Here is a 12117-nt window from a genome sequence, read left to right as displayed (position 1 = left end):
CCGTCACTCTGAACTGGTTTCAGGGTCTCACTCCAATGAGATGCTGAACTAAACTCAGCATGACTACATAAAGCATATCAAAAAAATGATTAAAGTAGGAATTATAGGAGGCTCAGGCTATACTGGAGGAGAATTGATTCGATTGTTATTGAATCATCCCAATGCGGAAATTGACTTTGTATTCAGTACCACCAGAGCGGGAAAACCAATTACGTCTGCCCATCAGGATTTGTTGGGACAGATTGATTTATCCTTTTCCGGGAAAGTCAATCCAAAAGTAGATGTTGTTTTTCTGTGCCTCGGACATGGAAATTCAACCCATTTTTTAAAAGAAACCACATTTTCTGAAGGCACACTCATCATTGATCTTAGCAACGACTTCCGATTAAAGAAAGATGCTTCGTTTAATGGCAGAAAATTTGTTTATGGTTTACCCGAACTGAACAAATCTTCCATTAAAAAAGCAGATGCATTGGCCAATCCTGGTTGTTTTGCAACAGCAATACAATTGGCATTACTACCCTTGGCCAAAGCTGGATTCTTAAAAAAAGAAATCCATGTCAATGCCATTACAGGTAGTACAGGAGCCGGAATACAGCCCTCTGCCACATCGCACTTTAGCTGGAGAAACAATAATGTTTCTTGGTACAAACCTTTCACCCATCAACACTTGGGAGAGATTGGAGAAAGCTTGGATTCGTTTGGAAAACCTGTGGGTAATGTGTACTTCCTTCCAAATCGGGGAAATTTTGCCAGAGGTATTTTGGCCACTTCCTATACGCATTTTGAAGGTTCACTGGAAGAAGCGTATACCTTGTTTAAAGATTTTTATTCCGATGCATTGTTTACCCATGTTTCGGATGAACCCATCCATTTAAAACAAGTGGTAAATACCAACAACTGTCATATCCACCTGCACAAACATGAAGATGTGTTATTGGTCACCTCGGCCATAGACAATTTATTGAAAGGTGCATCAGGTCAGGCAATACAAAACATGAATTTAATGTTTGGGTTCGAAGAACAACAGGGATTACAACTAAAAGCAGGAGTATTTTAAAAAGACAACCATGAAAATAGCAATTATAGGAGCGGGAAATTTAGGTTTGGCCATTGCCAAAGGCATTTTGCATAGCAATGGAGCCACAACCATGTTCCTTACCAAAAGGAACACAGCCCAAATCAAAGATTTTGAAAAGTATGGCAATGTCACTGTCACTTCCGATAACCAAGAAGCTGTAAAGCAGTCGGATATTTTGATTTTTGCCGTACAACCGGGTCATTTTTCAGGGATTTTGGAAGACATCAAAGAGTTGCTCACAGAAAAACATGTGGTGATCAGTACCATCACAGGTTTCAGCATTTCCAAAATTGAGGAAATCATCGGTTCAGATAAATACATCATCCGAAGCATGCCCAATACAGCCATTTCCGTAGGAAACTCCATGACCTGTATCTGCAGCAACGCACTGGGCAAAAAACGAATAGACCTGTCCAAAGCCATTTTTAACCGAATGGGGCACACCTTGGAAATTCCCGAAGAACAAATGCAGGCTGCTACGGTAATCTGTGCCAGCGGAATCGCCTTTTGGATGCGTTTGATTCGCGCCACTACGCAAGGAGCCATTCAATTGGGTTTTGATGCCAAAGAAGCCCAAGAACTGGCTATGCATACCTGTAATGGAGCTGCCAGTCTTCTTATTGAATCCGGTAGCCACCCAGAAGAAGAAATCGATAGGGTTACTACACCCAAAGGGTGTACCATTGAAGGTCTCAACGAAATGGAACATCAAGGATTGAGCTCCTCTTTAATTAGGGGAATTGTGAGCTCATTTGAAAAAATAAGTCAAATAAGAAAAGGATAAGAATGGAATTGTTTGATGTATACCCCCTTTATGATGTAACCCCTGTTTCCGCCAGTGGCTTGGAAGTGGTGGACGACAAAGGCATCAGTTATTTAGACCTGTATGGTGGCCATGCTGTGATTTCCATTGGTCATTCGCACCCACATTATGTGAGCAAAGTTGGAGAACAATTGAAGAAACTCGGATTTTATAGTAATTCGGTCCAAAACCCATTACAACAAGAACTGGGCAAAAAATTGGGCTCATTGGCTCATTGCGAAGAGTACAATCTATTCATGTGCAATTCCGGTGCAGAGGCTAACGAAAATGCACTGAAATTGGCTTCATTTCATACTGGAAAATCCAAGGTAATTGCTTTCACCAACAGTTTTCACGGACGAACTTCCGCTGCTGTGGCCACTACGGACAATCCTGCCATCAATGCCCCGATCAACCAACAACAGAAAGTGACTTTTCTTCCTTTTAATGATTCAGAGGCTTTTGAAAAGGAAATTAGTTCAGGTGCTTATTGCGCAGTTATTTTGGAAACCATTCAAGGTGTAGGTGGATTGGATGAACCTTCTACAGAGTTCTATCAATTGATTGCAAAAAAGTGTAAATCCGAAGGAGTCGTCCTTATTGCAGATGAAGTCCAATGCGGTTTTGGGAGAACTGGAAAATTCTTTGCTTTTGAACACCATGATATCAAACCAGACATCATCACCATAGCCAAAGGTATGGGGAATGGTTTTCCGGTGGGAGGAGTCCTTATCCATGAATCTTTTAAAGCTTCTTACGGACTTTTAGGCACCACTTTCGGTGGAAACCATTTAGCCTGCGCCGCCACCCTGGCTGTTCTGGAAGTGATGGAAAAGGAGCATTTAATCCAGAATGCTGAGGAGCAAGGAGCTTACCTAAAAAAGAAAGCATTAGAAATTCCACAGATTAAAAATATAAAGGGAAGAGGCTTAATGTTGGGCTTGGAATTTGATTTTGAAGTGGCTGATCTACGAAAAAGACTGATCTACAACCAACATATTTTCACCGGAGCGGCTAAAAACAAAAAGCTGCTAAGAATTCTACCTGCCCTCAATATTACCAAAAATCAAATTGACACATTTTTTGATGCCTTAAAACAAGAACTGGAATGAAAAATTACCTCAACATAAATGCTATTGATTCTCTGCCCGTTTGGGTTGAGGAAGCGATCAACTTAAAACAAAATCCTTTGCAAGATAAATCCCTTGGGAAGGATAAAACCATATGTCTGCTATTTTTCAACAACAGTTTGCGTACCCGTTTAAGCACACAAAAAGCAGCCATGAACTTAGGCATGGAAGTAATGGTCATGAATTTTGGCAATGAAGGTTGGGCCCTTGAGTTTGGTGATGGCACCATTATGGATCAAGGTACTTCGGAACATATCAAAGAGGCTGCACAAGTAGTATCCCAATATTGCGATATTGTGGCGATAAGGGCATTTGCAAAACTAGAGGACAAAGCCAAGGACGAAGCCGAAGAAGTTCTCAATGGCTTTGCCAAATATGCTACAATTCCTTTGGTGAACATGGAGAGCTCCACAGCACACCCCTTGCAAGCTTTAGCAGATGCCATTACATTGGAAGAACATAAACCCAAATCCAAACCCAAAATAGTTTTATCCTGGGCTCCGCATCCCAAGGCCTTGCCTCATGCCGTTGCCAATTCCTTTGTGAAAATGATGAAATTTCAGGATGCTGAATTTGTCATCACCCATCCGGAGGGTTATGAACTAAATCCAGAAATAACCAAAGGTTGTACCATTGAATATGACCAAAAAAAGGCGTTAGCGGATGCTGATTTTGTCTATGTAAAAAATTGGAGCAGTTATTCCAACTATGGGCAGATAGTGTCCCAAGATCCAGAATGGATGCTGACCCAAGAAAAATTGGGAAATGCCAAATTCATGCACTGCCTGCCCGTCAGAAGAAATGTAGTGGTTGAGGACGCTGTTTTGGACAGTGACCATTCCCTAGTAGTAGAACAAGCCAATAATAGAACCTTTTCAGCACAGATTGTACTGAAAAAAATATTGGAAACATTATGAAACAAAATCTTTCAATAGTAAAAATTGGAGGCAACCTTATTGAGGATGTCAAAGAACTTCATTATTTGTTGCATTTATTCTCTAAAATGCCAGGTAACAAGATATTGGTCCATGGAGGAGGTAGAAAAGCCACAGAAATTGGAGAAGCTCTCGGTGTTGAGTCCAAAATGGTCAACGGACGAAGAATTACAGATGCCAACTGCCTGGATATTGCCATTATGGTCTATGGAGGATTGGTCAATAAAAAAATTGTGGCCCAATTACAATCCCTTGGGGTAAACTCAGTAGGATTAAGTGGTGCGGATGCCAATATTATCAGAGCTTATAAAAGGTTGGTCAATGAAGTGGACTTTGGATATGTGGGTGATGTGGACAAAGTGAACACTTACAGTATCTTCAAAATATTACAGTCCGGTTTAACCCCTGTTTTTTGTGCATTGACACATGATGGTAAAGGGCAGCTGCTCAATACCAACGCTGATACCATCGCATCAGAAATCGCAATAGGAATGTCTGATCAATTCGATACTACACTTTATTATTGTTTTGAAAAAAATGGGGTTCTCAAAGATGTGACCGATGAAAACTCGGTAATAACAAACATCAACACCAAAAAATACGAACAACTCTTGGCCCAGAAGGTCATCAACGAGGGAATGCTTCCCAAAATGCACAATTGTTTTTATGCCCTTAGAAATCAAGTTTCCAAAGTATGCATCGGAAATAGTAGTATGTTCGAGGAAGGGAACTCAAATTATACAACGTTGACGCTATGAAAATAGATCAAGACAGCTTATCCAAAAAAGCAATCGAATTATTGACAAAGCTGATTGCAACACCTTCCTTTTCAGGTGAAGAGGACAAAACCGGAGACGCCATTGAAAAGTGGTTGCAGGGTTTTGGAGTTACTACCCAAAGGCAATTCAATAACATCTATGCATACAACAAACATTTTGATGAAAGTAAACCCACACTCCTTCTCAATTCGCATCATGACACCGTAAAACCCAATACCGCTTACACTAAAGACCCATTCAATCCGCATATTGAAGATGGTAAATTGTACGGCTTGGGAAGTAACGATGCGGGAGGCTGTTTGGTATCGCTTTTAGCCACTTTTGTACATTTTTACGAAGAAGAAAACCTAAGTCATAATATAATCATGGCGGCAACCGGCGAGGAAGAAGATGCCGGAGACAAAAGTTTGACCGCTCTATTGCCCATTTTGCCAAAAATTGATGTGGCCATTGTTGGAGAGCCTACTTTAATGGATCTGGCCATTGCAGAAAAAGGATTGGTCGTCTTTGATGCTGTGGTTGAAGGAACTCCCTCGCATGCTGCGCATCCCAATAATAACAATTCCATTTATAACACCATTGAAGTGTTGAACTGGTTCAAGGGATGTTCATTTGAAAAAGTTTCAGATGCTTTGGGAGAGGTGAAATTAACCGTAACCCAAATCAGTGCCGGCAGTCAGCATAACGTGGTTCCGGCCCAAGTTGATTTGGTTGTGGACGTTCGGGTGAACGATTGTTATTCCAATCAAGAAATTGCAGAAATACTAAATAAGGAAGCGCCTTGTAAAATGACCCCTCGTTCGCTTCGTTTGAATTCGTCAGCCATTGACCCTGAGCATGATTTGGTCAAAAGCGGGATTGCGTTGGGCAGAAAAACCTATGGCTCCCCTACACTGTCAGACCAAGCAGCTCTCAGTTGCCAATCGGTAAAGCTGGGGCCTGGAGACAGTACACGATCGCACTCGGCCAATGAATTCATTTATGTTCAAGAAATTGAAGAAGGAATAAACCTATACATCAAAATCCTTTCTGGATTTTTACAATAAACTATTGTCCATTGACACTTGTAAAACCAATAACTGAAAATTATGAAACTCTGGGATAAAGGATTCAGTACTGACAAAAAAATAGACCATTTTACTGTTGGCAACGATAGGGAGTTGGATTTACTTTTGGCCAAATATGATGTTATTGCATCGAAGGCCCACGCCAAAATGTTAGCCAAAGTTGGGTTACTGACAGCGTCCGAAGCAAAAGATTTGGTCAAGGAACTTGATGTCATTTCAAAATCCATTGAAAAAGGGGAATTCACCATTGAACAGGATTTTGAGGATATGCATTCCAAAATTGAGTTTTTATTGACCGAAAAGTTGGGTGACACCGGAAAAAAAATACATACCGCACGATCCAGAAATGACCAAGTGTTGGTTGCCATGCAACTTTTTTTAAAGGATGAATTATCTGAAATCAAAAATGAGGTAAAATCACTTTTTGACCTCTTATTGGAACTTGCCGATAAACACAAAGCTGTTTTATTGCCCGGTTATACCCACTTACAGATAGCCATGCCCTCTTCTTTTGGGCTTTGGTTTTCTGCCTATGCTGAAAGTCTGGTGGACGATCTATACTTTGTACAGGCAGCCTACAAAATAGCAGACCAAAACCCTTTGGGCAGTGCCGCTGGTTACGGTAGTTCCTTCCCTATTGACCGAAGCTTTACAACCACAGAAATGGGGTTTGAAACGCTCAAATACAATGTGGTGGCTGCCCAGATGGGACGTGGAAAGGTTGAAAAAGCTACCGCTTTTGGCATCTCTAGCGTTGCAGCAACGCTCTCCAAGTTAGCGATGGACATTTGCCTGTACATGAGCCAAAACTTTGATTTTATCTCCTTTCCCAATGAACTGACTACGGGAAGTAGTATTATGCCCCACAAAAAAAATCCGGATGTTTTTGAGTTGATCAGGGCCAAGTGCAATAAAATTCAAGCAGTACCCAATCAGTTGACCTTGATCACCAATAATCTTCCGAGTGGTTACCATAGAGATTTGCAATTGGTAAAAGAAGTCATTGTACCCGCCATACAGGATATAAAAGCTTGTTTGGAGCTTATGACCTTTAGTTTAAAGGAGATTAAGGTAAATCCCAACATTTTGGATGATGCCAAATACGATTACCTCTTCAGTGTGGATACTTTGAACGAACTGGTTAAAAGTGGAATGCCTTTTAGAGATGCATACAAAACCATGGGCAAGGCCATTGAAAATGGCAATTTTAAACCCAAAAAAGACATCCAGCATACCCATGAAGGCAGTTTAGGACAATTATGTTTAGAGGAAATCCAAGGGAAAATGGAAAAAATATTGATGTAAAAAGTTCATCTTGATTTTTGGTCAGTTCCTATGTTGTGTCCATCATTGCCAATTAAATTACTGGTAAAGATCCTTAAGCATGGTCTTCTGACACCAAAATTAGAATCCATCAATCCATAGGGTCTATCCGTCAATTCTGTACCCATATTTGGTAGAATTTTTATGAGTATCGTCTTACGCACTGAACTATTTCAATAAAATTCAACCAGATTCCATCTAATATCATTTTACTATGACAATTCAAAAAAACGGCATACAGACAAGAGACATTATCTATTACGTGGCAAGTTCGTTGGACGGATACATTTCGGGCAAGAATGATGATATAAGCCAATTCATTTTACAAGGTGAAGGAGTGGCAAAATATCAATCGGATATTGCCGAGCTAGATACCGTAATCATGGGAAGAAAAACCTATGAGTTCGGTTATCAATATGGACTTGAACCCGGGCAGCCTGCATATCCAAACATGGAGCACCATATTTTTTCAGATTCACTAAAGGTTGACACCCTTTCTGAAAGGGTTCATATTGAAAAAATGAATATCCAAAGAGTAAAAGAAATAAAGAACAACTCCAAATCAGATATTTATTTATGTGGAGGAGGGCAGTTTGCGGGATGGCTTCTGGAAAATGGATTGATCGATCAATTAAAACTTAAACTAAACCCCATTATACTTGGGGAAGGAACCAAATTATTTGGAAGTTCAACCGCAAAAGCCCATTGGAACCTTATGAAAAAGGAATCTTTTGACGACGGTCTTCAAATTTTGACCTATGACATAAAATAAACCCATCAAATTTAAGTATGTGAATTTTTCCGAACTTCACGTATCATTATCAAAAAATCATTCAAGAGGGTTATAGTGTATTGCAGCACCATGTCCGCAAAAATTGATTCAGTTAATACTTTTTATAGGAAAAAGCGGAATCATATTCGATTTCAACGGAACATTATTTTGGGATTCCAAATATTAGGAAGACTCCTGGGATGAATACCTACAACTCCATAACATTAACCTGACCAAGGTCCAAAAGAGGGAATAATACACGGCAGAAACGGGAAAGATACATTTGAAATTCTTTTTAATCGAAAGTTAAGCAATCAATTCCAAAGTTTCCCAAGTATACATTGTCAATTCCACCGGTGAGAACTTCAATGATTCAATCACTTGATCATCTTTAGATTCACCACTTCTTGCTCGGTTAGGTGGCGCCAATGACCTCTTGGGAGGTCTTTTTTGGTCAAACCTGCAAAAATGACCCGGTCCAATTTGGTTACCTCATACCCCAAGTGTTCAAAAATTCTTCGGACAATGCGGTTACGCCCACTATGGATTTGTATGCCCACTTCCCTTTTGGGTGCTCCTTGAATAAAACTTACACTGTCCACTTGTACAGGGCCATCTTCCAGTTCCAAACCGGCTTCAATTTTATGCAGGTCCGCCAAGGACAAACTTTTATCCAAAAACACATGGTAAATTTTCCGCACGCCGTGGGTGGGATGGGTCAGTTTTTTGTTCAAATCCCCGTCGTTGGTGAACAATAACAGGCCTGTGGTATTTCTATCCAACCTCCCAACGGGCAACAAACGCGCTTTGGAGGCATTGGAAATCAATTCCATAACCGTTCTCCTACCCTTTTCATCACTCGTGGTGGTGATAAAGTTCTTGGGCTTGTTCAAGAGTATATATTCTTTTTTTTCGGGATTTAGTTTCCTTCCATCAAAACGAACATCATCGGTAAGTTTCACTTTGTAACCCATCTCCGTAACCACTTTGCCGTTAACGGAAACATTGCCAGCAGCAATATAGGTGTCCGCTTCCCTTCGGGAACAAATGCCCGCATTGGCAATATAGCGGTTCAAACGTATTTCGTTGGGATTGGATTTTTTAGGAGGAACGCTCTTCTTTTCAGAACTGTAGCGGTTTTTACCGTATTGTTTTTTGGGGTTGCCTCCGCCATCCCTTCGGGATGGTCTTCTATTGCTGTTATTGTCTGATTTCGCCATCAGTCATAAAATTTTTGCAAAGGTAGTTCTTTTTTAAGGGTTTAAAATGAAAGCTAAATGTTTACCTATTAATCAATCACAGTAGGAATTTTAGCTCAAAAACCTGTAACTTCACTTATCGATCGATATAGCTCATTAAAACGAGACCGTATCTTAAACGTTGGCAAACATTATAAACTAACATTAAATGGAAATATCTTTAATAATTATTTCTTCTTTGGCGTTGATATTTCAATTTCTAGTTGACTATCTCGTGAAATCAAAAAAGAAAAAATTTAGAATAGGTATTTTTATTCTAACATTAGGTCTAGGATCTATTTGGTTTGCGTTTATTGACAACAACAAAAACAAAAGACTTGATGAAGTTAAACACCAAGAAGAACTATCTGAACAAAAAAACAGATTCAACCGAATTGATAGTATAAATCAAGAATTAAATACTGAAATAAAAATAAGAAATAAAGACTTGAATCAAATAAAGTTTCAAAATGACTCATTGATTATTAGACTTCATGATTTAAATAAAAGTCAAGAGAAATATTTGACTCTCACAGAATTTTCAGCAAAAGAAATTTCCAAAAGTAGAAATGCGCTAGAAAATATTGGTTTAAAAACTGTTTCTAGAGGCGTCTCTGAATACGACAAAATTCAAATACTAGGAATCCTAAAAAGATTTAAAGGTTCAGAGTTAACTTTAACCTCTATTATGGGAGATTCAGAATCATTTAAATTTGCTCATGAAATTAAAGAATTATTTGAATTAGCCAATTGGAAAGTAAATGGGATTAATCAAGCTATGTATACAGTTCCAAAAGAAGGAGTAATAATATGTGTAAATTCAAAAGACTACCCGAAACGAGTTAATGGTATTTTTGAGTCTTTTAAACTAATAAACATAATTGCAAAAGGAGAACTTAAACCAAGTTTAGAATCTACCGAAGTAGAATTAATTATTGGAACAAAATAACGATTTGCCAACAATGTATAACCGCAATTACGGCGGATTCGACTACGTCCGAATCCACTCGGAATTGCTAACGTTAGTTTTTAATCCAAAAATTAAGTAAATTTAACCCGTAACTTCGGTTATACGAGACCGATAAGTGTCTTTCTCAAAACCATTGAAAAGCGGACAACCAATTATCGTAACATTAGTCGTTGATCTCAATCGTAGACTGCCGTTCTCTATTCACCTGTAATTTGGTCACATCGGGTCGGGAATAGTGCCCAACAGGGTCAAAATTTTGTCGTTCCTCATAGACCCGGTTAAAATCCAGTTTTGCATAGATCAGCCCCTCTTTGTCCACTACAGGTTCAATGATCCACTCCCCATCCGGACCTGCAATGGCGGAGCCTCCATTGGCCAAAACCTTGGGCGCCTTTTTCAAAATTTGATCCAAATGTGGGGTTTCCTTCGGAAAATCATCTGCATGCATCAGTGACGAGACCGAAATCACATAACTTCTGGACTCCCGAGCGATAAATCGGGTAATGTCTTTGGTATTGTGGTACCCTCCGGGCCAAACGGCCACATGCAAATTCTCCCCCTGTCCATAGAGCGCAGCCCTTGGCAAAGGCATCCAATTCTCCCAACAATTGAGGCCCCCTACGGTAAACTGCTTCAAAGGATGTACGGTAAGGCCATTGCCATCGCCCGGGGCCCATGTTAGCCTTTCATCGTAAGTGGGTTGCAACTTTCTGTGCACCGACTTGATCTCTCCCTCTTGATTGATATAAACCAAAGAACAATACAAACTATGTCCGCCACGGTCTTTGGCCCGTTCCATCATCCCCAAATAGATGGCCATTTGATGCTCTTTTGCCATTTGACAGATGCCATCCAATTCCCCTGCCTCAATTTGGATTGAGTTTCTGGCGTAATGCGCATGCAATTCTTTGTTCACTTTCAAGTCCCAAGCCGCACCTTCCGTGTGTGCCAACCAGAAGGGATAACCGGGCAGAAAAGCTTCACCAAAAATCAAAAGTTCTGTTTTTTGGGAGGCCGCTTCGGTCACGGTCCGTTTTATTTTTTCCAGCGTCGCTGATTTATCCAACCAAACTGGGGCAATCTGGGCCATGGCCACTTTCAATATATTTTCCATTATACAATTCGATTTATGACCAAATCAATGTCAATCAACAAAATACTGAAAACCCCTCCTACAATGATGAACTTTAAAATATTATGCAACCAAACGTAGTGTTTTTTCGATTTCGCTTTTGACAACAATACCAAAAAAATACCCAACAGCAGAATACAGGCATAAAAGTAAATGTACATATAGCCCACATCAAAGGTTTTGATCAGTAGTATTGCTGGAACCAAAGTCAAAAAAATGAGCAATCCTATGACGATTTTGGATGTTTTTGGGCCGTGGATGATCGGGACGGTTTTGTAATTCTGCGCCATGTCTCCCGCAATATTCTCCAAATCTTTGATCATTTCCCGGGCTAAAATCAACAGAAAAAGAAACACTGCATGCACAAAAATGACGGTATCGAAGTTTTTATAGTACACAAAAACCGCAAAAAATGGGGCTATGGCCAAAGTGGCCGAAACGAGATTTCCTATGAATGGGATTCGCTTGAGTTTGTGGGAATAAATCCAAATACCAAAAATATAGGCCGAGAAAAACAGTACCGCCCTAAAAGAAATGTAACTGGTTGCAAAAACCGCTAAAAAGTTGAGGATAAAATAGGTGGTAAGTTTAAAACGTTGACTCACCAACCGATCTAACATGCTTTTGGTGGGTTTGTTGATGAGATCCTTTTCCGCATCATAAAAATTATTGATGATATATCCACTGGCGATGACCAAAGCCGATGCGGTAACGATCAAAAAAAGGTTGATGTCCAAAATTACTTCTCGCAGCCGCAAATGTGGAGCAAGAATATAAATGGAGGTTAAATACTGCGCCAGCGTAATGATCAGAATATTGTAACCGCGCACAACGGAAAATAAACTCAATAGCTTAAAAAGCAGGAGTCTATTTCTTCTACTAAGCATA

The 12117-nt window shown here is 39.9% G+C and carries 13 protein-coding genes; 9 read left to right on the top strand and 4 right to left on the bottom strand.

Annotated features, from left to right (window positions below; genetic code table 11):
* Nucleotides 1-85 precede the first annotated feature (85 nt).
* Genes argC through argH form a run of 7 tightly spaced genes read left to right on the top strand, consistent with a single transcriptional unit; the run spans nucleotide 86 to nucleotide 7099 of the window.
* Nucleotides 86-1060 (top strand): N-acetyl-gamma-glutamyl-phosphate reductase, encoded by a 975-nt coding sequence (argC, locus tag HJC33_RS15280; protein WP_171659716.1) that lies wholly within the window; start codon nucleotides 86-88, stop codon nucleotides 1058-1060.
* 10 nt (nucleotides 1061-1070) lie between these two features.
* Complete coding sequence (proC, locus tag HJC33_RS15275; RefSeq protein ID WP_171659715.1) at nucleotides 1071-1865, top strand: pyrroline-5-carboxylate reductase; 795 nt, start codon at nucleotides 1071-1073, stop codon at nucleotides 1863-1865.
* Nucleotides 1866-1867: 2 nt separating this feature from the next.
* On the top strand, nucleotides 1868-2995 hold the full coding sequence (locus tag HJC33_RS15270; protein ID WP_171659714.1) for an aspartate aminotransferase family protein: 1128 nt from the start codon (nucleotides 1868-1870) through the stop codon (nucleotides 2993-2995).
* Complete coding sequence (locus tag HJC33_RS15265) at nucleotides 2992-3930, top strand: Rossmann-fold NAD(P)-binding domain-containing protein (RefSeq protein WP_171659713.1); 939 nt, start codon at nucleotides 2992-2994, stop codon at nucleotides 3928-3930. Before HJC33_RS15270 ends, HJC33_RS15265 begins: the two co-directional genes overlap by 4 nt.
* Complete coding sequence (gene argB, locus HJC33_RS15260) at nucleotides 3927-4706, top strand: acetylglutamate kinase (protein ID WP_171659712.1); 780 nt, start codon at nucleotides 3927-3929, stop codon at nucleotides 4704-4706. Before HJC33_RS15265 ends, argB begins: the two co-directional genes overlap by 4 nt.
* A complete protein-coding gene (locus HJC33_RS15255; protein ID WP_171659711.1) occupies nucleotides 4703-5773 on the top strand; it encodes a M20 family metallo-hydrolase in 1071 nt (356 codons plus the stop codon). Before argB ends, HJC33_RS15255 begins: the two co-directional genes overlap by 4 nt.
* Before the next feature lie 42 nt (nucleotides 5774-5815).
* Nucleotides 5816-7099, top strand: a complete 1284-nt coding sequence (gene argH, locus HJC33_RS15250; protein WP_171659710.1) for an argininosuccinate lyase — start codon at nucleotides 5816-5818, stop codon at nucleotides 7097-7099.
* A 5-nt stretch (nucleotides 7100-7104) separates the two neighbouring features.
* Here argH and HJC33_RS15245 read toward each other — a convergent pair whose 3' ends face one another.
* Nucleotides 7105-7245 (bottom strand): hypothetical protein, encoded by a 141-nt coding sequence (locus HJC33_RS15245; RefSeq protein ID WP_171659709.1) that lies wholly within the window; start codon nucleotides 7243-7245, stop codon nucleotides 7105-7107.
* 86 nt (nucleotides 7246-7331) lie between these two features.
* On the opposite strand from HJC33_RS15245, the gene HJC33_RS15240 reads away from it, so the two are divergent.
* Nucleotides 7332-7889, top strand: coding sequence for a dihydrofolate reductase family protein (locus tag HJC33_RS15240; protein WP_171659708.1), 558 nt, complete (start codon nucleotides 7332-7334; stop codon nucleotides 7887-7889).
* Between the two features lie 377 nt (nucleotides 7890-8266).
* On the opposite strand, the gene HJC33_RS15235 is transcribed toward HJC33_RS15240, so the two are convergent.
* Nucleotides 8267-9109, bottom strand: coding sequence for a pseudouridine synthase (locus HJC33_RS15235; RefSeq protein WP_171659707.1), 843 nt, complete (start codon nucleotides 9107-9109; stop codon nucleotides 8267-8269).
* Between the two features lie 187 nt (nucleotides 9110-9296).
* Here HJC33_RS15235 and HJC33_RS15230 point away from each other — a divergent pair, with 187 nt between their 5' ends.
* Nucleotides 9297-10076 (top strand): hypothetical protein, encoded by a 780-nt coding sequence (locus tag HJC33_RS15230; protein ID WP_171659706.1) that lies wholly within the window; start codon nucleotides 9297-9299, stop codon nucleotides 10074-10076.
* A 184-nt stretch (nucleotides 10077-10260) separates the two neighbouring features.
* On the opposite strand, the gene HJC33_RS15225 is transcribed toward HJC33_RS15230, so the two are convergent.
* Both HJC33_RS15225 and HJC33_RS15220 read right to left on the bottom strand, forming a co-directional pair.
* On the bottom strand, nucleotides 10261-11211 hold the full coding sequence (locus HJC33_RS15225; RefSeq protein ID WP_171659705.1) for a carbon-nitrogen hydrolase family protein: 951 nt from the start codon (nucleotides 11209-11211) through the stop codon (nucleotides 10261-10263).
* Entirely contained in the window at nucleotides 11211-12116 is a 906-nt protein-coding gene (locus tag HJC33_RS15220) for a geranylgeranylglycerol-phosphate geranylgeranyltransferase (protein ID WP_171659704.1), read from the bottom strand. The genes HJC33_RS15225 and HJC33_RS15220 overlap by 1 nt, the downstream gene beginning before the upstream one ends.
* Between the last annotated feature and the right edge of the window lies 1 nt (nucleotide 12117).

It is taken from the genome of Flagellimonas amphidinii (assembly GCF_013090115.1).
Taxonomy (GTDB): Bacteria; Bacteroidota; Bacteroidia; order Flavobacteriales; family Flavobacteriaceae; genus Flagellimonas; species Flagellimonas amphidinii.
The sequence above is the reverse complement of the archived record's forward strand: the minus strand, read 5'-3'. Positions and strand labels throughout refer to the sequence as shown.

What these genes read in the sequence shown, in the direction of transcription:
- argC (WP_171659716.1), top strand. Translation starts at nt 86, where the DNA reads ATGATTAAAGTAGGAATTATAGGAGGCTCAGGCTATACTGGAGGAGAA.
- proC (WP_171659715.1), top strand. Translation starts at nt 1,071, where the DNA reads ATGAAAATAGCAATTATAGGAGCGGGAAATTTAGGTTTGGCCATTGCC.
- HJC33_RS15270 (WP_171659714.1), top strand. Translation starts at nt 1,868, where the DNA reads ATGGAATTGTTTGATGTATACCCCCTTTATGATGTAACCCCTGTTTCC.
- HJC33_RS15265 (WP_171659713.1), top strand. Translation starts at nt 2,992, where the DNA reads ATGAAAAATTACCTCAACATAAATGCTATTGATTCTCTGCCCGTTTGG.
- argB (WP_171659712.1), top strand. Translation starts at nt 3,927, where the DNA reads ATGAAACAAAATCTTTCAATAGTAAAAATTGGAGGCAACCTTATTGAG.
- HJC33_RS15255 (WP_171659711.1), top strand. Translation starts at nt 4,703, where the DNA reads ATGAAAATAGATCAAGACAGCTTATCCAAAAAAGCAATCGAATTATTG.
- argH (WP_171659710.1), top strand. Translation starts at nt 5,816, where the DNA reads ATGAAACTCTGGGATAAAGGATTCAGTACTGACAAAAAAATAGACCAT.
- HJC33_RS15245 (WP_171659709.1), bottom strand. Translation starts at nt 7,245, where the DNA reads ATGGGTACAGAATTGACGGATAGACCCTATGGATTGATGGATTCTAAT.
- HJC33_RS15240 (WP_171659708.1), top strand. Translation starts at nt 7,332, where the DNA reads ATGACAATTCAAAAAAACGGCATACAGACAAGAGACATTATCTATTAC.
- HJC33_RS15235 (WP_171659707.1), bottom strand. Translation starts at nt 9,109, where the DNA reads ATGGCGAAATCAGACAATAACAGCAATAGAAGACCATCCCGAAGGGAT.
- HJC33_RS15230 (WP_171659706.1), top strand. Translation starts at nt 9,297, where the DNA reads ATGGAAATATCTTTAATAATTATTTCTTCTTTGGCGTTGATATTTCAA.
- HJC33_RS15225 (WP_171659705.1), bottom strand. Translation starts at nt 11,211, where the DNA reads ATGGAAAATATATTGAAAGTGGCCATGGCCCAGATTGCCCCAGTTTGG.
- HJC33_RS15220 (WP_171659704.1), bottom strand. Translation starts at nt 12,116, where the DNA reads ATGCTTAGTAGAAGAAATAGACTCCTGCTTTTTAAGCTATTGAGTTTA.